A 22,582-nucleotide genomic window follows, 5' to 3' on the forward strand; every position below is an offset into this window, starting at 1 on the left:
GAAATATATTTATTAAAACATTAATTTCTATTGAACCGCCGTGTACCGAACGGTACGCACGGTGGTGTGAGAGGTCGCTAAATAAACTAATTATTTAGCTCCTACTCGATTTACCATCTATGTTAATATTGCAGCGACCTAGGAGAATATTTAATTTTATGTCTAGTAAAACTGTTTGACGGTTGTACCCTGTGGTACTTAATTATTTTATTTTAAGAAGGTATACTATATAATATAGTCAAGAAATACATTTAACATAAATAATTGTATTTATAAATAGAAAAGAGGTAGATCGTATGGTTCAATCACTCAATACAAAGGTGGATCTAGTAATTGATGCAACATGGCTTACAGGCGCTACAGATTATGGGAAAATTATGATTGGCGACAAAGGGTTTGAGTTTTATTGTTCTCGTGATTCTCGCAAAAATGTTCAAATTCCTTGGGAAGAGGTTGACAAGGTCATTGCGTCCGTAATGCTAAAGGGAAAGTGGATTCCACGATATGCGATTAAAAACAAGAAAAATGTTAACTATATTTTTTCTTCTAAAGATCCCAAAAAAGTGCTTCGTGCTATTCGAAAATATGTTGAGCCAAATAATATGGTTAATTCGTTAAGTTTTTTTGATGTTGTAAAGCGAGCTATGAAATCGAGATTTAAGAAGAGTTGATTAACTAAAGAACTTATCATGTGTGTAAATTAGGTAAAAAGTACTATATATGATACTATTTATATAGTGCTTTTTTTATTGGAATATTACATTTAATAGATGTTTGTTTGCATTGACATTTACAACTACATGAGTTACAATAAAAAACAATAATTTAATAAATTTCTTATTTAGAGAGGTGGAGGGACTGGCCCTATGAAACCCGACAACCAATATTCATATTTGAATATAAAGGTGTCAATTCCTGCAGAACATAGTTCTGAATAATAAGAAATCAGTTTTTTACATATAGTAATATAGAAAACTGCTTTCTTACTTGAAGGCAGCTTTTTTTATAAAATTAAAAATATAAAAAATAATGAGAAAATTTAAATAATTTATAAGAGGTTATACAATAAATAAATATGAAAAGGAGTGTTAATATGAAATATATTGTAGTGCTTGGTGATGGGATGGCAGATTATCCAATTAAGGAGCTAGATAACCAAACACCTCTTCAATATGCGAGTACACCTACTATGGATTACATGGCAAAGCACGGTATACAAGGCTTGGTTAAAACTGTGCCTAATGCGATGCCAGCAGGAAGCGACACGGCAAATATGGCTGTTCTCGGGTATGATCCATTCGTTTATTACAGTGGACGTTCACCTTTTGAAGCAGCAAGCATAGGAGTTGCAATGCTTGATACGGATGTAACATTTAGATGTAATTTGGTTACATTATCAGAAGATGAGCCATATGAGGAAAAGATTATGCTGGATCATAGTGCTGGTGAAATTACAACTGAGGAATCAGGTGTATTACTAAAAGCGTTAAGTGAATTTTTAAGTACAGAAGGCATAAAATTTTATCCTGGAATTGGCTACAGGCATCTAATTGTATGGGATAAAGGACCATATAAATGGACGCTTACACCACCTCATGATATCTTAGGTCAAAAGGTAAAAAAATATATGCCTAAAGGTCCGGGAAGTGAAATAATTGAGGAAATGACAAAGAAAAGCAGTAAATTTTTATCTGATCATGATATAAATAAAAAGAGAATAGCAAGGGGCCTTAAACCAGCAAACTCAATTTGGGTTTGGGGTGAAGGAAGAAAACCACTATTATCTAGCTTTTATGAAAAATATAAATTGAAAGGATCAGTAATTTCTGCAGTTGATTTGATAAAAGGAATAGGAATGTGTTCAGGAATGGATGTTATTGATGTAGAAGGCGCAACTGGAAATATTAACACTAACTTCAAAGGTAAAGCAAAGGCAGCTCTTGATGAAATGGCAAAGGGTAATGATTTTGTTTATATTCATGTTGAAGCACCGGATGAGTGTGGTCATAGGGCTGAAGTAGAAAACAAATACAAAGCAATAGAGCTTATAGATGATCAAATAGTTAAATATATTAAAGAGGAAATGGAGAGAATTGGTGAAGATTATAAAATGATAATACTTCCAGATCATCCGACGCCTTTATCGCTTAGAACACATACGCACGAACCAGTACCATTCTTGATATATCAGAGCAATGATGAAAAAGATAATGGATATGACACTTACAATGAAGTTACGGCAAAAGAGGCAGGTTTATATTTTCCAAAGGGATATAAGTTAATGGATTATTTTATTAAAGGTGATACATAAAATGTTTTATACATGCAATATATAAAGGTGAAATAGGAGGAATAATATTATGGAGCAAATATATTATAAAAGTACTCGTGGAAATGAAAAAACAGTAAAATCTGCAGAAGCTATTGCAAGGGGATTAAGTGATGATGGTGGACTTTTTGTACCAACATCAATACCAAAATTAACTGTAGCACTTAAGGAATTAGCTCATATGGATTATAAAAAATTAGCATTTATTATAATGAAGGAATTCCTTACAGATTATGATGAAAAAGATTTATTAGAGTCGATAGATAAAGCATATGATGAAAAGTTTGATACTCCAGTTATTGCACCACTCACAAAACATGGGGAAGCATACTTTTTAGAATTATACCATGGACCAACTTTAGCGTTTAAGGATATGGCTTTATCAATATTACCTTATCTTTTAAAAAATGCAGTGAAAAAGTTAAATATAAATAAGGAAATGGTTATTCTTACTGCGACTTCTGGTGATACAGGCAAAGCAGCTCTAGAAGGTTTTGCAAATGTAGAAGCCACAAAAATAATAGTATTTTTCCCACAGGAGGGCGTAAGCGCAATCCAAAAAAGGCAGATGTTAACTCAAGCAGGGGATAATACATACGTAATTGGAATTGAGGGAAACTTTGATGATGCACAAAGTGGTGTTAAGCAGATGCTTACGGATGAGAATCTTCTTAAAAAACTTGAAAAAAATAACAAAATGTTTTCATCAGCTAATTCAATAAATATCGGAAGGTTAATACCACAAGTAGTATATTATTTCTATGCATATAATCAGCTTTGTAATATGGGTGATATTAAAATAGGAGAAGAAATAAATTTCTGTGTTCCTACTGGAAATTTTGGCGATATATTAGCAGGATATTATGCTAAAAAAATGGGATTACCAATTAAAAAATTAATATGTGCTTCAAATGAAAATAAGGTTTTATATGATTTCATAAATACAGGAATATATGACAGAGTGCGTGATTTTGTAATTACCATGTCACCTTCAATGGATATATTAATTTCAAGTAACCTTGAAAGACTTTTATATGCTATAAGTGGTGAAGATTCTAGCAAGATAAAAGGACTTATGGATAAGCTTAAAAAAGATGGTAAATATGAAATTGACGAAAACATGAAAAAAGAGTTAAAAGACTTTTTTGGGGGTTATGCGACAGAGGAGGATACATCATACGCTATAACTAAGGTTTATAAAGCTACTAATTACGTAATTGATACTCATACTGCAGTATCTTATGCTGTATATCAAAAATATTTAGAACAAACTAAGGATACAACAAAGACAGTTATTGTGTCCACTGCGAGTCCATATAAATTTACGCCCGATGTTATGAAATCTATAGATAAAAAATATACAGGTTTAAATGATTTTGAACTAATAAAGGAACTTAGTAAAATAACGAAGGGTGAAATTCCAGCAGGCATAAAGGATCTAGAAATGAGACCAATACTTCATAAAACTGTCTGTAAAAAGAATGAAATGAAAGCACAAATTGAAAAAATACTTAACATATAAATAGAATTACTTAATATATAAAATCATTATTAATAAATAGTGTTTTTATATATAGGTTTAGGAAAGGAGAACTTAGCATGGAAAAGGTAAAGATAGCAATTTTAGGTTTTGGAAATGTTGGAACAGGCGTATGGAAAATACTCCAGGAGAATAAAAAGGAAATAATGAAACGTTCAAATTATGATATAGAGGTAGCTAAGATATTAGTAAAAGACATAAACAGAAAAAGAGATATTACATTACCTAAGGAAATGCTAACAGATAATATTGATGATATTATAAATGATGAAAGCATAAAGATAGTTGTTGAACTTATTGGTGGACCAGGTGTTGCTAAGGAGTATATGATAAGGGCAATGAGAGCTAAAAAACATATTGTAACTGCTAACAAATTAGTTATTGCAAATTGGAGCAAGGAGTTATTTAAAATAGCAAAGGAGGAAAATGTACTATTTTATTATGAAGCAAGTGTAGCCGGTGGAATCCCAATAATACGTGAGATTAATGAAAGTCTTACAGCAAATAAAATACAGCAAATAACTGGAATAATAAATGGAACAACTAATTATGTGTTAAGTAAAATGACAATGGATGGAATAAGTTTTAATGAGGCATTAAAAGAAGCTCAAGAAAAGGGGTATGCTGAAGCTGACCCAACATCAGATATTGATGGATATGATGCTGTTTATAAGCTTGCGATAATGGCTTCCCTATCTTTTGGGACAGAGGTTGATCATGATTGTATTTATAGAGAAGGTATAAGAAATATTAGTGATATTGATATAGAATATGCAAAACAGTTTGGTTATACAATAAAACTTCTTGCAATAGCGAAACAAGAAGATAATAAATTAGAGCTAAGAGTACATCCAGCATTTATACCATCTAGTCATCCAATGGCAAATGTAAATGATGCATATAATGCTATTCTAATAAAAGGTAATGCAGTAGGGGAACTAATGTTATATGGCAAAGGAGCAGGGGATTTGCCAACAGGTAGTGCTGTTGTAAGTGATATAATATCAATATTAAGAAACAATGTAGCACCCAATGATGCAAAGAACGAAATTGATAAAGCTGATTTTAAAGAAGTAAAAAAATCTTGTGATAACGAATCGGAATTTTATATAAGACTTGATTTTAAAGATAAGGCAGGAGTTTTAGGAGATACAGCTAAAATATTTGGAAATAACGATGTTAGTATTGTGTCCATTACTCAAGATGTAGAACATACGACTCATGCAACACTAGCATTTATTACACATAAAAGCTCAGAAAAAAACATAAAAAAATCACTAGATAAAATTATAAAATTGGAAAATGTTAATAAAGTAGAAAGTATAATAAGAATAGAATCATTTAAATAGTTATGAAACATTGTTTAAATTAATAAATTCTCCTATACATGATATATGGGTATTCATGCCATATCATATATAGGAGAATTTTTATATATACAAAATGGCAAGTTAATTATTTATTACATCACCTTTTTGCATTAATTACCATATCATATATTTCAGAAGATCTAGTTCCTTTAAAAGTCACACTATTTTTAAGCTCATTGTGCGTTACTGTACTTGCAACGATATATAAAGGTCTGTTTTTACTCTCATCTGAGATTCTGCCGATATATTGTCCCATAATAGCAAGTAAACAAAACATAATGCCAAACATCATTAAAGTAATTGATAGAATAAAACATAAGTTTAATAGGTTACTATTATTAACCATTGAAGTAATAATACTACCTATTAATAAACAAGTACCAAAGAAACCAGTAAATGCTCCAATATATCCAGAGATTACTAATGGTTTATATGAGAAAGATGTTAATCCATCAAATGCTAATGTGAGCATTTTTTTTAGTGAATATTTTGTCTCCCCAGCAAATCTTTCTTGGCGAACAAATTCTACAAAGGTTTGTTTATAGCCAACCCAACTAACTAGACCTCTTATAAATCTGTTTTTTTCTGGTAATGAATTTAAAGCATCACATACCTTTCTGTCTATTAGTCTAAAGTCTCCAGTATCAACTGGAATATCTATGCTTGTTAAGCTTCTAAGTATTCGATAGAAGGCACTAGCTGTGAATTTTTTAAAAAAAGTTTCACCAACTCTTTTAATTCTTTTACCATATACAACATCGTAGCCTTCTTTCCACTTTTTAATCATATCTATTATAGCTTCAGGTGGATCTTGGAGATCTGCATCTATTACTACAACAGCATCGCCTAAGGCTTCATTCATTCCTGCGGTTATTGCAGCTTGATGACCAAAGTTTCTTGAAAAGTTTATAAGCTTTATATGGTTATCTTTTCTACAGATATTTTCTACTTCATGTTTAGTTGAGTCACGACTTCCATCATTAATAAATAAAATTTCATATGTCTCCATGGTACTATCCATAACGGATTTTAACCTTTTGTAACTTTCATTTATAACGAGTTCTTCATTATATAAAGGTACTACTACGGAATAAACAATTTCATTGCTCATATCTATCATTCCTTTCACTTTTTAATGTTTCTCTATAATTAAAATTATAAGGTCAAATTGTATCATCAGTATCAAATTAATATGTGAACTTTATGTGATAACAAAGCATAACTTTTATTTCTATACGAGTTATTTTAGAAACAGAAAATCACAAATAAAATTTTATACAAGTTATGGTTAGTTAAGTCGTTTCTAAAATATTTTAATTACATGAAAAGGCTGCCTAAAAGGCAGCCAATTGAGGTAATGAAATTATTTTGTAATCTGTTAGTTTTAAAATTAATCTTATTAAGCAGTTCTTAAAATAGATACAGTTCCAATAGATCCTGATAGACCTGCAAGTACTATGCTGACAGGACCATTTGAGTTGTTAGCAAATCTCAAAGTATCTCCTGCTGTTGCAGCATAAATCACATTAGAACCAGTTACTGTTGGGTTTGTTACTGTAATAGATATACCACCAATAACAATTGGACCAGGCAATTTTTCTAAATCGATTTCTATAGCAGTGGTTAAAGGAACTGGAGTGACAGACATTTTCCAGTCAATTGTATAAATACCTGTTGTATTAAAAGTAAATATACCAGAATTATAACTGATATCAGCTCCGACAATATTTACAGTATCATAAATAATAGTGCCTCCAACTGGTATTGCTATTTTATTCGTTTTTATAACACCATTTGCATACGAATTAAAACTAGGGCCAGTAGGGCCAGTAGGTCCAGTTGGACCGGTTGCTCCATTTTGTCCGTTTTGTCCTGTAGGACCAGTAGGTCCAGTTGGACCAGGAGCTCCATTCTGTCCTCTAGGGCCAGTAGGGCCAGTAGGTCCAGTTGGACCGGTAGCTCCATTTTGTCCGTTTTGTCCTGTAGGACCAGTAGGTCCAGTTGGACCGGTAGCTCCATTCTGTCCATTTTGACCAGTAGGTCCAGTAGGACCAGTAGGTCCAGTAGGTCCAGTAGGTCCAGTAGGTCCAGTAGGACCGGTTGCTCCATTTTGTCCGTTTTGACCAGTAGGTCCTGTAGGACCAGGTTGTCCAGTAGGACCAGTTCGTCCAGTAGGTCCAGTTTCACCAGTTGGTCCAGTAGACCCAGTTGGACCAGTTCGCCCAGTAGGTCCAGTAGGACCGGTTGGCCCTACAATACATTTCACATGGCAGGGATGGCAAGGATCGCAACATTTGTGTTTGTCATCACAATCATTTTTGTCATCACAACTGTGCTTGACATCACTATGGTCTTTTTTAGAAATGAAATAGTCATAAGATTCATCTGCTTTGCTTTTACTCAATATAGACACCTTCCTTATTAATAATAATTACTTTATTTAAAATGATTTTAATTTTTTATTTAGAGGGCTTGTACTTTTTTTATATATAAAGCTTGTACTTTCTATACATAGTATGCAAATACTTTATTTTGTGTTAAACATATATTGAAGACTTCACTTAAATTTAAAACTAGATTGATTTCATAATATATAAAAGATATAGAGTAAAAATATACCCTATATCTTATATTATTTAAAGTAGAATTATAGCTATAAACTACCCAAATAAATTTCGTGATTATTTAATAACCTTTCATCATTAGGAGCAAGCTTAATAGCGAGCTCTGAAAATTCTATTGCTTTAGCTATCATATTTAAATTATAACAGCCTAAAGCTGCTAAATCATAAGGAGTATAGTCCCAAGAATTTGCATCATTAGCAAAAGAAAATGATTTTTCTTCGATTTTTAATGCTTCATTTGCATAATAATAAACGCTAGACCAATCTTTTTCTTGGTAGGCTAATAAAGATAAGCCTACATATGGCTCCCTTGATAAAATAGATTCGCTTATTGCTCTATGAAACCATTTTTTAGCGTTTAAATTTTCTTCTTTCTCAGAATATGATTTTGCAATAAATCTCATAGCAGATGATCTCTCATCTTCCCAAGTTGATGTAGGGAGTTTCAAATAGTCTTTTAATGTTAAAATGCAATCGTCCCAGTTACTATCAAACATATATTCCCTGCCAAGATAATATAAATTTCTACTGTTATTAGGATTCTCTTTTATAGCTAACTTTAATAATGGAAGATTTAGACTTCTGTTTTTTGACGGATCAGGATAGTGATTATATAACATCCCCTCAATATAAACTTGTTTTTCCTCGCCTTCACCTAAATATTCTAAAATCTCATGTGTTGGATAAATCCACTTATATCCATGCCTTGAATGAATTCTTGACCAGGTATATTGCACTGCGGGCGAACCATCTGCATTAACGCTCCAATTATATAGATATAATCCTCTTGTAGTTTCTTTAGTCCATGCAATTTCTAAATGTTCTCTCCAACCATCCTCTATAACATCATCAAGATCAGAAGATACACAAATGTCGACATCATCTGGAATAAATTTTAAACATTCATTTCTTGAATAATCAAATCGAAATGGTGTAGCATCTATAGAATAAACGAGAGCGCCTCTCGCTTTTAGCTTACTAATTGTATTATCGGTGGATCCTGTATCTACAACTACAACAACATCAGCGCTGATTACATGATCCATCCAACGATCAACAAATTTTTCTTCATTTTTACATATTGCATATACGCAAATTTTATATTCATTACTCATGAAAAAACCCCCAATTAAACGAATAGGTACCATACAGTCCATTATATGATAATAAATAATTACAGGTGACATAGTAAACATGCATTAGTGTTAATATTATAATAAGCTAAAAAAATAGTCTATATCTTAGTTGCATAAGATATAGACTATTTTCTTTAGTATATTTAGTTTAAGCATAAACATCTATTATATTATCATTTGTGGATCTTTTTACAGTTGAACTACTATTAATATTCTTTGTACTTTCTACTTGATTACTTGCAGCTATTTGATTATTTGAGGTTTGTCCTACTTTACTATCACTCTGTTGCTGAATTTGTGCTTCAATTTGTTGTATTTTAGCTTGTATTACCTCAATTTTAGCAGTTTCTAAAGCTCTTAGAACTTTTTCATTTTGAGCATATGCACTGATTGAATTTTGAGCAGAGCTTATTGTATTCATATGTTATTATATCCTTTATTTTGAATTATTTTATTTATTTTACTAATAATATTATACACAATAAGTAGAAAAATTGTTTGTTGATTTTGCAGGATAACCCTTCTTTCAGACATTTCATTTAGCTTATATAGTATTCAAACTTATTTTGGCTCTTTTATCGCATTAATTAGATGAATTCTAAATGCATATAATAAATCAATTATTATTATAAATAACACTATAGAAAGATAAACTAAATAATCAGTTGAACTATTATACAAAAATGGGAAATAGCAGAATAATGATACCAAAGGTATAATTATAGCTACATATAACTTCTTGGGATAACAAAAGGCGTATAATAATGAGATTACATCTGCCATAAAGAAATACCTCTCATGCATATGTGGTAATAAAAAAGGTACGATGACAGCAAATAACAGGGACAATTCTATAACATTTTCAAATTTAATAACTTTTATATATCTAACACTTATATAAATAATAATAAGTACAGCAACTAAAGAAATTACTATGCCTATGTTACCTATAAGGGTGGTATTACTAAAAAAGCTGCTAGTAAACCATTGATATATTGATGGTGCATTGTAAGCTAAATTTGTATATTCACTAGATTGATTAAAATAAGTAAGCAAAATATCTTTTAGAGGTCTACCCACAATTAAACTAGGTATACTTAAAACTAAGTAAGTTAAAGGTATAATAAGCAAATGGTATATTTTAATTCTATTTTTAAATAATAGAATTGCAAATAATGGCAAGATAAATATTGCTTGTAGCTTAAAAGATAATGCAATCCCATAAAAAATTATTGATGTAATTGGTTTTTCACGTAAAATATAGTAAATGGACCCTATGACAAATGAGGTATAAATGACATCACATTGCCCCCATACAGAGCCATTTAATATGACTGTTGGAATTAAAAGAAGAAATCCAAATGATAAATATCCTATCTTTTCATTCTTGTATTTTATATTAACAATTTTCATAATAAAGAAAGCAGCCATTATATCAAAAACAAATGATATCATTTTTATATAAAATAACTTATTTATATTTGTATAAGTACCAAGGGCTAACAAATATAGATAGGGTTGAGGGTAATCACTTACTAAATTTTTTAAAGCACTGAAGCCACCATTAGTTTTTATAGTATCGAACCATGGACTTAAAAAGGCATTATAGTCTTGATTTGTAGAGGGCAATCCATGAATCCTAACAATTAGGGCAAGCCATATTATAGTAGCTAATATAATAAATTTTTTAAAAAACTTTTTATTCTTATCCATAAATCTCCTCCAACTTAGTTTTCTGATTTTTTGAAATTCCCACTAGGAGGATTTCCAGTAGGTTTAGTACCAGTATTTCCTTTAAATTGACCCTGCGATTTATTACCATCTTTTTTCTGAAATTGACCTTGAGATCTTCCTCTATTTCCAGTTGAATTAGTAATTACTGAGTTGTTTTTGGTATACTGATATGCATATAAAAGTGTACCTATAAAAATTGATGCGATAATTATAATAGTAAAGATAGAAGTTAATATGTTTTTACTTTTTTTCATGCATGCATCCCCATCTTTCCTGCTCCTTTGAAATTTTTTAATAGAAGCAGATCCTATTTTTAATAATAGAATCTGCCTCTGTATTACACTTAATTATTATTTTGTTGTATCAGCACCTTTTAAATCGTATAAGGCTCCAGAACTTTGACCGCCACCCATTGATTTGTTAGTTGAAGTACTTGAAACTTTATCAGTTGATGTTGCGGTTGTTGATTTACTTGTTGCAGTAGTAGAATATTTCCATTCACTCTCTTTAACAAGTGTACCGGCATTTTTAGCCCATGTCATGACGTCGTTAGTTGAGCCACCTTGGCCACCGCCTACCATTACATATCTAACTTCTCCGTTTTTAACTAAAGCCTTAAACTGAGCGAGTGTTATCGCTTTATCAGTTCCGAAAAAGCCCCAAGTCATTACAGATTCGCCTGTTTTAATTATTATATCTGACGCTTCACCCCTTGTTGATGAAGTTACAAGGATATATTTTTCAGTTGTTTTATTAGCTTGTAAGAATTTTATTAGTTTCGCATTACTTGAATTACTTGAAGTGCTTGAAGAACCCATACCCATAGATCCAGAACTTGAGGCTCCATTTTTAGAACTAGAAATTATACTTAGCCCTGCAGCTGGCATTGATCCCATTGCGCCAAACAAAGTAGTTACAGACAAGACTATAGGGGTTATTAGAAGTCCTACTAAAGCGGTGGCTACTAATATTTTTGAAAGCATCAAGTTATTATTTTTTTTTATCTTAATGATAATAAGTATTAGTGATGATACAAAACATAAAACAGATAGTGATATCATTAAAATCTTAGTTATACTTGAGGTACTGTACATGTAAGATAAAATCAATAACTGAAGTGCTCCCGTTACAATAAGTGTTACTGGTAATATCCAAGATTTCCAGGTGCCTTCAGTGTAAAGTTCCCACATAGAAACAATTCCTATTCCTGAGAGTGCTGCAATTGGTGCAGTAAGCATAGTTAAATAATAAGGATGAAATGTACCTGTTGTGAAGCTGAAATATATAAATTCAGGTAATAACCACATTGACCACAATAATAAATCTAATTTTCTCTTGTTATTAAAAGCAGGTTTGAATTTTTCTTTTAGTGTTGCTGCTAGTATTCCGAGAACTGCAAGAGGAAATAACCAAATTATTTGAGTAGACAAACTATTATTAGAGAACAATCTTGCAAAGCTAGCTGGTTCGGTACCACCAAAGCTACTGCCACCACCACCAGATTTACCACTTTGTCCACCTGTTGGCATCTTACCACCATTTGGCATTCCACTAGGTTTTGTACCTGTTGGGGGAGTACCACCTTGTATTCCATCTTGATGGTTTGCATTATTAGTAGCCGTAGCGCTTGTATTGCTTCCTTCAGGAATTTTAACTTGAGTTTTAGCGGAACTGCCACCTACACTACCAGTAGTGCTACCAATTCCAAGTCGTTCTAGTCCATTATGTCCAATTATAAGTTCTAGTTCTGAGTTATTTGTACTACTTCCCACATAAGGTCTGTTTGCAGCAGGTGTTAAATCTACTACTATAGCCCATGAGAAGGAAACAACAAGTAGAATAAGCGTTCCGCAAATAAGATGAAGTATTCTCTTTTTAAGCGAAACTGCGCTTGATAAAAGGTAAACTAAGTATATAGCTGGAATAACCATATAAGCTTGAAGCATTTTTATATTGAATCCAATGCCAACGAGAACTAAACTTAGTATAAGATATTTAAACTTCCCTTTTTCAGCTGCGATAGAAATAGCCCAGCATGCAAGTAATAGAGTTAAAACAAGTAAGTTGTCACAAGTGTTATTTCTACTTACAGCAACAAAGATTGGTGTTGTTGCAAGAAACAATGCTGATAGAAGACCAGCTGTAGGTCCAAATGATCTCTTAACAATTTTATATATTATGAAAACTGAGATTACTCCTGCAAGAGCCTGTGGAAGAATAATACTCCATCCACTATATCCAAAGATTTTAGCAGAAATAGCTTGAATCCAAAAACCTAGAGGAGGTTTATCAATGGTTACAAAGCTTGCAGGGTCAAAAGATACGAAAAAGAAATTTTTAAGACTCATAGTCATACTTTTAACACCAGCGGCATAATACGCATTTGAATATCCATTTATTCCTAGATTAGCAAAATTTAATATTGCAGATAATATTAGTATTAATGGTAGAAAAATTTTTTCTGTTGAAAGTTTTAATTTTTTCATTTTAATTACTCCTTTTTAGAATGAGTATTAACTGTAGTAACAGGTATTCTCATAATTAATATAATGTATTTCTTCGCACGTTACCTTATTAAATATCCACAGTTTATAAAATCGAAAAAGTTTGTGGCTTTTTATTTATAAAATTAGTATTAAAAGTCCATTATTAGCTAAGTACAAAACTATTATTATGTACTTATACATTTTCCCCCTTATTTATCATAAATATTGTTTCATGTTTATTTGCATGTACATTCGTAATATCTCGATATATTAGATTATAGTCATCAATTGTATTAGTAGTATCAAATAATTGTGTGAGCTTTATGTGATTATGTATAAGATAAAACAAACGATCAACATTTCTGCTGATCGTTTGTACTTATAGAGGATATTTAATTAAAAAATTAACACCAACGTCTTTATTTGTAACTTCAATTTCCCCATTATAATAATTTATAATTTTCATGCAAATAGCAAGACCAAGACCAAATTTGCCGGTCTTATCTTTATAGAAATTATCAAAAATATGAGAAAGATGTTCTTCACGAATATGAGGCCCATCGTTATATATACCAATAACTGCAAAAGCACCTTCTTTTTTGAGAGATACGCATATTTTACTCTTGGCATATCTAAGGCCGTTATCTAATATATTTTCGATAGAAACCTGTACTTTATCTACATTTCCATTTATAGTAGCGTCTTTAATGTCTAAATCCCACTCTATATTATTATTATTAATTACTTTAAATCTATTTGTAATGCGAAGAAGCAAACGATGTAAATTAATTTCTATATTTTCAAAATTATTTTCGAGTACATAGTCGAGAGTGTTCAAATATAACATCTGTTTAACTTTTTTCTCGAGGCTTAAAGACTCATCTCTTATTATTTCAGCGTTTTTTTCTACTGATTCTACATACACACCGTCAATAATAGCTTCAGCGTGACTCATAATTACCATAATTGGAGTTTTTAAATCATGAGATATACTTTGTAAAAACATTTTTTCTTCTTCATCTGTACGTTTTAATTCTTTTTGCATCAAATTCATTGAGTTGGCAAGTCTACCAATCTCATCTTCATTTTTAACATTAATAGGTTTTTCCCAATCTTTGTGGGAAATTCTCACAGTACAATTTTCAAGTTCCTTAAGAGGTTTTGAAATATAATTTGCAACGAGTTTAGACGTTAGAAAACCAATAGCTATAAATATAAGTCCTACCCAAAGTACCATATAAAGCAAACTATTATCTACTATATCAGGAATATATGTTATTAAATATGATTTCCCAAAATCCCCATACTTGATAGAACTTATTATAAAAATATATTTCATATTATTGTAGGTACCTTTAAATTGTTTTTCATAAAGGGTGCCTGATGTAATGTAACTTGACATCCATATTTTTAGATTCGCATCATTAGTTTTAAAAGGCGAGTTTAAATCATTCTGCGAATCTGGAGGCATCTGGTGCCCTTTATTTATGTTTACAATTGTAGCGGTATTATTTTTATCTATGGTATATATGTAATAATCACTGCCTTTTAAATTCCTATATTCATCAGATCTATTGGGCTGAGTAAAATTATTAGTCTTTAATAAAATATCATGAGATACTTTTAAGTCTTGGACTTTTCCTTTTTCATTTATGCTTCTGAAAGCAACTAGATAGAAAAAAGAGATACTTGAAATTATTATAAGTATTATGACTGTAAAAGTTGTCCATATTCGCATAGTTAAGGAGTTAAATTTAAACTTGAATTTAAATTTCTTCATGATTTGTACACTAGTTTATAACCATAGCCATAAACAGTTTCTATGGTGAATTTATCTATTTTTTTTCTAAGGCGTCTTATAACATCATCAACCACTCTATCTGAACCAAAGTAATCGTCACCCCATACAGTGTCCAATATTTGCTCTCTAGAAACTAAATTATTTTTATTCTCAATAAAGTAATATAAAAGTTCAAATTCTTTTTTAGTTAAAATAACTTCTACATCGCCTATAAAAACTGTTCTTTGTTTTTTGCTAATTCGGTATCCGCCCATATTTAAGCTATCGTCGATTTGGTTCACGTCATTCTTATTTACTCCATAAACCCTCTCTAAGATTTTATTAGTTCTAATAATAAGCTCTCTAGGTAAAAATGGTTTTGATAAATAATCATCGCTACCGAGCTCCAGTCCAACAACACGATCGAGTTCTTCATTTCTTGCAGACATAAAAATAACCGGTGTATTTTTATTATGAGCTTTAACGGCTTTAATAATTTCATAACCATCAATATCTGGAAGCATTATATCTAAAATCCATAAATCTGGCATATCATCAATTCTCTCTATTGCAGAATTACCAGTTGAAAAAGTAGTTACTTCATAACCTTCACGTTGTAGGTATTTCTCTAGCAAAAGATTTAAACTTATTTGATCCTCAACAAGATATATTTTCATTGACATGTTTATCACCCCTGATTTTTAAGCACTAAGCCTATTAGTTATATAAATAATTTTATTATAACCCATATAATACCTATTACTTTATATTCTATCATATAATTCTCAAAACATTTTAAATTATTTATGTAAAGATTATGTGTTTAAGAAAATTTGTTGTAGATAAAATGTTTATATTAAGTTATTTTAAAGAAATTTGTATTATTAATTAATATAACAAAAAATATTATGACACAAATGAAAATACATTGATGTTAATATTTGTGCAACTAAATATTGCATGATTTACAGAAAAGAATGATAATTAAAGTAGAAAAAAACATAATGATTGGCGTGTAGTATATGTATATTTATTAAATGAATATGGAGGGTAGTAGACATGAAAAAAAACTTAACTATTTTATTGGCACCAGATTCTTTTAAAGAGAGTATGAGCGCAAAAGAAGTTTGTGAAGCTATGGAAAGAGGAATTAAGAAGGTAAATAAAAATACTAACTGTATACATGTTCCTATGGCTGATGGTGGAGAAGGAACAATGCTGTCTTTAGTGGATGCTACTGGTGGAAAAATATATTCATTGAATGTATTTGGACCATTAGGGAATAGGGTAAAGGCATTTTACGGTGTTTTAGGTGATGGTGAAACGGGAATTTTAGAAATGGCTAGTGCAAGTGGAATACAGTTAGTAACTATAGAAAAAAGGAATCCTCTTATAACAACAACTTATGGTACTGGTCAATTAATAAAAGCTTGTTTAGATTATGGAGTAAAAAGACTATTAATAGGAATAGGTGGTAGTTCAACTAATGATGGTGGGGTTGGGGTTATTCAGGCATTAGGTGGAAAGTTTATGGATATAGAAGGAAATGAACTTGGGTTTGGTGGTGGAGAACTAGGTAAACTTGAGACTATAGACCTAACTGGTCTTGATTCAAGACTAAAAAACATTACAGTGGAAGTAGCTTGTGATGTTAATAATCCATTGTGTGGTGATAGCGGTGCTTCAAATGTATTTGGGCCACAAAAGGGAGCGACTGTTCAAATGATAGAGGAATTAGATAATAATTTAAGACATTATGCTAGGATAGTTAAAAAGCAACTAGGAAAAGATGTTTTAGATGTTCCAGGTGCAGGAGCGGCTGGAGGATTAGGAGCAGGACTTATTGCATTTTTAAATGCTTCTTTGAAAAAAGGTATAGATATGGTTATTGAATATACGAAGCTCGAGGAAAAAGTAAAATGTTCAGATATGGTTTGGACTGGTGAAGGAAGTATAGATTTTCAAACTCAATATGGTAAAACCCCTTTGGGAGTAGCAAGAGTTGCAAAACAATATAATAAACCGGTAATAGCATTTGCTGGAAGGGTCGGAGAAAATATAGAAGTGTTATATGAAAAGGGTATTGATTCTATATTTAGTATTGTTAAAGAGGTAACTACATTGGATGAAGCGTTAATAAATGGAAAAGAAAATTTAGAAAAAACTGCTGAAAATGTAATGAGATTAATAAACTTATTATAATTATATTTTGGGTCATTTAACTCCCAACTAAAAAAATTAGACTGTAATACCAAATTTACCAAATTTATTTTGTTTACGATTTGTTTACAATATGGTATAGTTTAACGATATGTAAAAATATATGATGCGGAGGTAGATGACATGCCGAAATTTGAATCAAAGATTTGCTCCTTTATAACAGCTATAGCTGTGTTGTTTTTTGTATTACCAACTTCTATAGCAAATGCACAAACAAACACACTTTCAGATGCAATTTTGAAAACCAATAGGGCAACTTCAATGCAGAGCAATGGAAAATTAAATCTGACACTTAAAGCTGAGGGACTTTCAGAGCAAGATCAGCAAGATTTTGGTTGGGTAAGTGAAATACTAAACAACTTACAAGTAGCTTACAATACTAAAGTTTCTGGTAATAGTAATGGAACAATATCAAGGCATTATGCTAAAATTTCAGCAAATGTAGGTGGAAGTCCTTACAGTGGAGAGTTATGGAGTGATATAAATCTTACAGGTAAAACCCCAATAGTTAAAGGAATTGTAAAATCTCCACAGCTATTTGAAATGATGTTAGGGTCTGAATATATGAATAAATATATGCTGCTAGATTTTGAACAGATAAAGAAAACACCAGAAATTCAAACTGAATTAGGAAAAATGGATTTTGGAAAAATGATAAGTGAAAACAAAGAACTACAAAATACAATTTTAACTATTTTTGAAAAATATTCATCACAATTAGACTTGAATTATAGCTTGATATCTAATAAAGAAAATGAATATAAAATTAAAATTGATGACTCAGAGTTTAAAGACATTATAAAAAAAGCAGTTAATTTAACTGCAAAAAATAAAGAAATACAAAATCTTATAAGTAATTTAATAATTACAGAAATGAAAAATAGTGGAGCAAATGCTCAAGAAATTAGTGCCACAAAAGTTGATATGAATCAGATGTTTACTACACTTGAATCAAAAGAGTTTTTAAATGAGTTCAACAAAATGATGGACAAGCTTAAAGATGTAAATATACTAGGAAATAAAGGAATTGATATTACTTATAAAATAGATAAAAATGGTTATATAACAAGTACAAAAGGTGTTATAGAAATTGTTGCTAACATGAATAAATTAGGCAAAATTTTTGGCGAAAGTGTCACTGAAGGTATCCCAACAGGCATTTATACAGCAGGCATAAATTTTGAAGTGAATAATAGCAATATAAATGGAAAAGTGAATATTGTTATGCCAAAGCTTACTTCATCGAATTCATTCAATATTGCAAATTTATTAAACGGTACAAATCCACAACCAATAAAGGTAATTACTTCAGCAATAAAGAATGGTAGTGTTCTTAAAACAAGTGAAAAAGTGGTGAAACCGGTTGTTGTTAAACATACTCTTAGAGGTGGTCAACTTCCAAAGACATCCTCTAATTTGTATGATTTACTCCTTATAGGTGTTGTATTAACGCTTATTGGAGCTTTAGGCTTAAAAAACAGAAAAAAATATGAATAGATTAAAACTATTGTGGGGTAAAAAATCATTAGTTACTGTTTTTTCTGTGGCATTTATGGTATTTGGGTTAGGATGTATTTCTTGGGCAATATTTAATATATGGTCACAGTCTAATTATGTTGTGGAGGTACCACCTAGCCATGTTTTAAAACATGTAAGTGTCCCCAATAAAGTACTTTATCCTGTATATCCTGTGGATGGTGACAATATTGGAAGTCTGAGTATTCCAGTATTAAAGCAGAAACTACCTATTGTTCAGGGAACAGGTATGAATGAGTTAAAGAAAGGCATAGGGCACTTTTCGCAAAGTGTACTTCCAGGAGAAAAGGATAATTGTGTTCTTTCTGCACATCGAGATACTGTCTTTAGTAAAATAGGAAATTTAAAGATCGGGGATCATCTAATTGTTCAAACATCGGCTGGAATATTTACTTATGAGGTAAATGGTACGCGAATTGTTCATGAAGATGACAAAACAGTTATTGTACCTACTGCTAATGCAGTCCTGACACTGACCACCTGCTATCCGTTTAAATTTATAGGTGATGCTCCGGATCGCTATATTGTTTCAGCGGCACTAATTGAAAGTAAGTAACACTTTAAAGTAATAAAAAAAGAAGTAAAATAAATTAGTTTATTTATAAAACCAGTATGATTTTTATTGTACTGGTTTTTTGAGATATATTATCAATTCAAATGGATATATTAGGAACATATTTTAAAATTATGATATACTTGCTATAACTTCATTTTGCAGGTGTAGAAGAAGTTAAATATATTATTTATAATTTTATGGAGGTTATTATGATGAAAAGAATTTCACCGTTTTCACGGAAAATGTGGACAATAGATGGATTAATTATAACAGGAATATTTTTAATAATTGCAGTGGTTTTGAATATATTTTTAGAGCTTAATTCATTATGGAAATGTATATTAATTGGAAGTATATATGGGCTAACATTATTAATATTAATTAATTCATTGTTAATACCCAAATATAAATATGAAAATTTTAGATATGATATGGATGAGGATAAGATTGTATTAAAATATGGAGTATTTACCAAAATAAATGTAATTATTCCTATGAGTCGAGTTCAGTACGTAGATACAGAACAAGGAATAATATTAAAAAAGTATAAGCTTATAAATTTAACGGTGCATACTGCTGGAGGGTCTTATCCAATTCCTTTTTTAGAAAGCAAAGTAGGAACTAATCTTCAATTAAGTATTGCAAAAATAGTTCAGGAGAGAAGCATATGAGAGAACTAAAACATCCACATAAGTTTATAATATTTTCTGGCATTTTTCAATTTTTAAAAAGCAGCTTAGTCCCATTTATTTTATTATTAATATCAATAGGTTCTAAAATTCCTGAAAAGTATGGTGGAAATTACACAGAAATTTTTATAGTAATTATTTTTTTAGTTATAATTGTTTTTTTATCTATAATTAGATGGAAGAGAAATGTATATTTCGTAGAACCAGGGGGTATGTACATAAAATATGGAGTTTTTAAAATACATGAGAGAACGGTTCCTTTCTCACAGGTGCATAGTGCAGATATATCGTCATCTATAGTTCAACGATTATTTAATGTGTACAAACTTGAAATTGATACTCCTGGGGGAGACAAAAACTCTGAAATATCTATTTTTTTATCTAAGGAAGAGGCACTAAGAGTGAAACAAATCATATTTAAAGTAAATAAAAGCGAAGATGAAGTTGAAATTATGGAAGAAAAAAATATAAGAAAGTTCTCTTCTTCTTTAACAGATTTGTTTGTGATGGCAACAATGTCTACACGCATTTTAGCAGGATTTTTTATAATTACTGCTTTTTATTCTAAAATAGATGATATAGTACCTAAGGAATTCAAGCGAAGAGCTCAATTATTCACTGACAATATGATGAAAGGGGTTAAAGGGTCAAGTTTAATAAAATATGTAGTAACGTTAATTCTTATTGTGCTAATTACATCTTGGATTATATCTGTTATTTTAACTATAATAAAATACTACAAATTTACAGTTATAAGAGAAGAGGATAATATTAAGTTATCATATGGGTTATTTGATAAAAAAGAAGTAACTATACCGGTAAAGCGAATTCAAAGTTTAATAATAGTGGAGGGAGTTATTAAAAAGTCATTAGGATATTTTTCATTAAATGTTGAAACTATAGGTTATGGAAAGGACAAGGGTGAAAGTACTATGATTTGTCCTATTGCTAAAAGAAGGGTGATTGATAAGTTTTTTGAAGATATCTTACCAGAAATGAATATAACTTATAAATTGATGAAGTCACCTAGAAAAGCTTTAAAGGGATTTCTTTTATTTAGATTATTAGATGATTTTATAGCTATATTTTTAATAGCTTTCTTTGCTCCTTATGGATATTATATATTTTTATTAGTACCTATTTTAGTGATTTGGCACTATATGAGGTTTATTGATAATGGTCTGTATTACGACGATGACTTTGTTGTCATGAGATATAGAAAACTTGCAAGGGAAACCGTTATAATACACAAGAATTGTATACAGTCAATGGAAAAAATACAAAATATCTTTCAAAAAAGAAATGGCATTGCTAAATATAAAGTAACTATAGCTGGAGATAGTTTGGGCACTTCATATAAGGTTGGATATATGAATGAAAATTATGTTAATGATATTGTGTAATTAATAAAAGCAAAACAACAAGACACTTCCTAGAATATTAAATCTATTCAAAAGAAAGTGTTTTGTTATTTTATAGATGTAATGAATTTATTTTCTATAAAAACTTTTTCATCTCTTCAACATTTTGCTGCTCGAATTTTAACAATCTGTCTGCTAAGTCTTTTATATTTTTATTTGCATCTTTATATTCCTTAAGATGTTTTGTTACATCGATAATTCCCATTGTACTTCCTTGAATTAGCATTTGAGAAATATGAGAGGGTGTTTTGTTTGTTAATGTTTTAATGTTAATAATTATGTAAGAAGTTAATTTAGTTACAGCACCTATACCTTTAGATGTTTCTTTTGATTGTTTAATTAAATCACTTGATGCGCTAAATATTTCAGTGTATTCTTTTAGTTGTGATTCTAAATTTTTTTTAAAAGGTTCATCTTTAACAATATTCATTAATTCACTAATTGTACTTTTACCCATTTCAGAATTTTGATAGATATAGTTTAAAAACTCAATGTTACTATTCATTAATATCACCTCATAGTTATTATCTGTATAAAAAGATTATTTATACATAAATAATTACTCATTTTTTTTTGATTATTTATAAATTAAACGTTTCCTTTCTTTTTATAATTTGTAATCTATGAGATAATATATCTAAAGAAAAAATTATTACTAGAAATACTAGGTGTTGTTATTGATTATGCAGAGGAAGCAAAAGACTTTTTATGGCGATTTTATATAAAAAACAATACTTTGGTTTCTGTTAAATAAAGAATTTAGCAGTATAATAAGGAGGAAGGGAAGTAATAGGTATGAGCTTTTTATTCAATGACAAAGAGAACAAAGAAGATGTAGAAAAAGTTGAATTTGGGAAAAAACTAAACAAAGATAGATTAATCAAAAGAGAAGCAACTTTTAGAGTATTAAATACAGCACTCGTATATAATAATGAAGAAGATTACTATGATACTTTGGCTACATGTGTTAATGAGAATAATGTAGTAGAGACAATTAGTATAGAAGGATTCGAAATACATGAAAATGTTATAGAACTTAAAGGTGCCTATATTGATTATGAAGAAGACATAGAAGGAAGCTCCTCTGGAACAATATATTATTTATAATTATATATGATAATTATAAATAATATATTGTTAGTCCTTTCAAAAGAGTAGTTT

General features: G+C 30.3%; 20 protein-coding genes, 1 pseudogene and 1 riboswitch. Of the genes and pseudogenes, 11 read left to right on the forward strand and 10 right to left on the reverse strand.

What is annotated here, in order from left to right:
- The first annotated feature begins 296 nt into the window (after window positions 1-296).
- The 4 genes from KPL38_RS08665 to KPL38_RS08680 all read left to right on the forward strand — a co-directional run bounded on the left by KPL38_RS08665 (window position 297) and on the right by KPL38_RS08680 (window position 5,218).
- Window positions 297-671 carry a DUF956 family protein gene (locus KPL38_RS08665; protein WP_216288750.1) on the forward strand — a complete coding sequence of 125 codons (375 nt, stop codon included), beginning with the start codon at window positions 297-299 and terminating at the stop codon, window positions 669-671.
- Between the two features lie 163 nt (window positions 672-834).
- A riboswitch (SAM riboswitch) is annotated at window positions 835-944 on the forward strand.
- Window positions 945-1,093: 149 nt separating this feature from the next.
- Window positions 1,094-2,311: a cofactor-independent phosphoglycerate mutase gene (locus tag KPL38_RS08670; protein ID WP_216288751.1), complete on the forward strand. Its 1,218-nt coding sequence runs from the start codon at window positions 1,094-1,096 to the stop codon at window positions 2,309-2,311.
- 49 nt (window positions 2,312-2,360) lie between these two features.
- Complete coding sequence (thrC, locus tag KPL38_RS08675) at window positions 2,361-3,851, forward strand: threonine synthase (RefSeq protein ID WP_216288752.1); 1,491 nt, start codon at window positions 2,361-2,363, stop codon at window positions 3,849-3,851.
- Between the two features lie 77 nt (window positions 3,852-3,928).
- Window positions 3,929-5,218: a homoserine dehydrogenase gene (locus KPL38_RS08680; RefSeq protein ID WP_216288753.1), complete on the forward strand. Its 1,290-nt coding sequence runs from the start codon at window positions 3,929-3,931 to the stop codon at window positions 5,216-5,218.
- Window positions 5,219-5,336: 118 nt separating this feature from the next.
- On the opposite strand, the gene KPL38_RS08685 is transcribed toward KPL38_RS08680, so the two are convergent.
- The 9 genes from KPL38_RS08685 to KPL38_RS08725 all read right to left on the reverse strand — a co-directional run bounded on the left by KPL38_RS08685 (window position 5,337) and on the right by KPL38_RS08725 (window position 15,682).
- Window positions 5,337-6,350, reverse strand: coding sequence for a glycosyltransferase family 2 protein (locus tag KPL38_RS08685; RefSeq protein WP_216288754.1), 1,014 nt, complete (start codon window positions 6,348-6,350; stop codon window positions 5,337-5,339).
- Window positions 6,351-6,638: 288 nt separating this feature from the next.
- Window positions 6,639-7,643: a hypothetical protein gene (locus tag KPL38_RS20015; RefSeq protein WP_281419340.1), complete on the reverse strand. Its 1,005-nt coding sequence runs from the start codon at window positions 7,641-7,643 to the stop codon at window positions 6,639-6,641.
- A 249-nt stretch (window positions 7,644-7,892) separates the two neighbouring features.
- Window positions 7,893-8,978, reverse strand: coding sequence for a tetratricopeptide repeat-containing glycosyltransferase (locus KPL38_RS08695; RefSeq protein WP_216288755.1), 1,086 nt, complete (start codon window positions 8,976-8,978; stop codon window positions 7,893-7,895).
- Window positions 8,979-9,147: 169 nt separating this feature from the next.
- Window positions 9,148-9,420 (reverse strand): hypothetical protein, encoded by a 273-nt coding sequence (locus tag KPL38_RS08700; protein ID WP_216288756.1) that lies wholly within the window; start codon window positions 9,418-9,420, stop codon window positions 9,148-9,150.
- Window positions 9,421-9,560: 140 nt separating this feature from the next.
- Window positions 9,561-10,712: a putative hexosyltransferase gene (locus KPL38_RS08705; RefSeq protein WP_216288757.1), complete on the reverse strand. Its 1,152-nt coding sequence runs from the start codon at window positions 10,710-10,712 to the stop codon at window positions 9,561-9,563.
- Window positions 10,713-10,726: 14 nt separating this feature from the next.
- Window positions 10,727-10,987 (reverse strand): hypothetical protein, encoded by a 261-nt coding sequence (locus tag KPL38_RS08710; protein ID WP_216288758.1) that lies wholly within the window; start codon window positions 10,985-10,987, stop codon window positions 10,727-10,729.
- Between the two features lie 96 nt (window positions 10,988-11,083).
- On the reverse strand, window positions 11,084-13,219 hold the full coding sequence (locus tag KPL38_RS08715) for a glycosyltransferase family 39 protein (RefSeq protein ID WP_216288759.1): 2,136 nt from the start codon (window positions 13,217-13,219) through the stop codon (window positions 11,084-11,086).
- 379 nt (window positions 13,220-13,598) lie between these two features.
- Entirely contained in the window at window positions 13,599-14,999 is a 1,401-nt protein-coding gene (locus KPL38_RS08720) for a HAMP domain-containing sensor histidine kinase (protein WP_216288760.1), read from the reverse strand.
- Window positions 14,996-15,682 carry a response regulator transcription factor gene (locus KPL38_RS08725; protein WP_216288761.1) on the reverse strand — a complete coding sequence of 229 codons (687 nt, stop codon included), beginning with the start codon at window positions 15,680-15,682 and terminating at the stop codon, window positions 14,996-14,998. Before KPL38_RS08725 ends, KPL38_RS08720 begins: the two co-directional genes overlap by 4 nt.
- Before the next feature lie 376 nt (window positions 15,683-16,058).
- Here KPL38_RS08725 and KPL38_RS08730 point away from each other — a divergent pair, with 376 nt between their 5' ends.
- The 5 genes from KPL38_RS08730 to KPL38_RS08750 all read left to right on the forward strand — a co-directional run bounded on the left by KPL38_RS08730 (window position 16,059) and on the right by KPL38_RS08750 (window position 21,403).
- Window positions 16,059-17,201: a glycerate kinase family protein gene (locus KPL38_RS08730; RefSeq protein ID WP_216288762.1), complete on the forward strand. Its 1,143-nt coding sequence runs from the start codon at window positions 16,059-16,061 to the stop codon at window positions 17,199-17,201.
- 141 nt (window positions 17,202-17,342) lie between these two features.
- Window positions 17,343-18,716 carry an LPXTG cell wall anchor domain-containing protein gene (locus KPL38_RS08735; RefSeq protein ID WP_216288763.1) on the forward strand — a complete coding sequence of 458 codons (1,374 nt, stop codon included), beginning with the start codon at window positions 17,343-17,345 and terminating at the stop codon, window positions 18,714-18,716.
- Window positions 18,709-19,311, forward strand: a complete 603-nt coding sequence (srtD, locus tag KPL38_RS08740) for a class D sortase, LPxTATN-specific (RefSeq protein ID WP_216288764.1) — start codon at window positions 18,709-18,711, stop codon at window positions 19,309-19,311. The genes KPL38_RS08735 and srtD overlap by 8 nt, the downstream gene beginning before the upstream one ends.
- 212 nt (window positions 19,312-19,523) lie before the next feature.
- On the forward strand, window positions 19,524-19,982 hold the full coding sequence (locus KPL38_RS08745; protein ID WP_216288765.1) for a PH domain-containing protein: 459 nt from the start codon (window positions 19,524-19,526) through the stop codon (window positions 19,980-19,982).
- Window positions 19,979-21,403 (forward strand): PH domain-containing protein, encoded by a 1,425-nt coding sequence (locus KPL38_RS08750; RefSeq protein WP_216288766.1) that lies wholly within the window; start codon window positions 19,979-19,981, stop codon window positions 21,401-21,403. Before KPL38_RS08745 ends, KPL38_RS08750 begins: the two co-directional genes overlap by 4 nt.
- A 94-nt stretch (window positions 21,404-21,497) precedes the next feature.
- On the opposite strand, the gene KPL38_RS08755 is transcribed toward KPL38_RS08750, so the two are convergent.
- The gene (locus tag KPL38_RS08755; RefSeq protein ID WP_216288767.1) at window positions 21,498-21,926 is read right to left on the reverse strand and encodes a hypothetical protein; all 429 of its coding nucleotides are present in this window, start codon (window positions 21,924-21,926) and stop codon (window positions 21,498-21,500) included.
- Between the two features lie 162 nt (window positions 21,927-22,088).
- On the opposite strand from KPL38_RS08755, the pseudogene KPL38_RS19625 reads away from it, so the two are divergent.
- Together KPL38_RS19625 and KPL38_RS08760 are read left to right on the forward strand one after the other, a co-directional pair.
- Window positions 22,089-22,175: pseudogene (locus tag KPL38_RS19625) on the forward strand (DNA-3-methyladenine glycosylase); the annotation flags it as partial.
- A gap of 41 nt (window positions 22,176-22,216) precedes the next feature.
- Window positions 22,217-22,528: a hypothetical protein gene (locus KPL38_RS08760; protein ID WP_216288768.1), complete on the forward strand. Its 312-nt coding sequence runs from the start codon at window positions 22,217-22,219 to the stop codon at window positions 22,526-22,528.
- Window positions 22,529-22,582: the final 54 nt, after the last annotated feature.

This window comes from Clostridium psychrophilum, from assembly GCF_018861705.1.
GTDB lineage: Bacteria > Bacillota > Clostridia > Clostridiales > Clostridiaceae > Clostridium_AD > Clostridium_AD psychrophilum.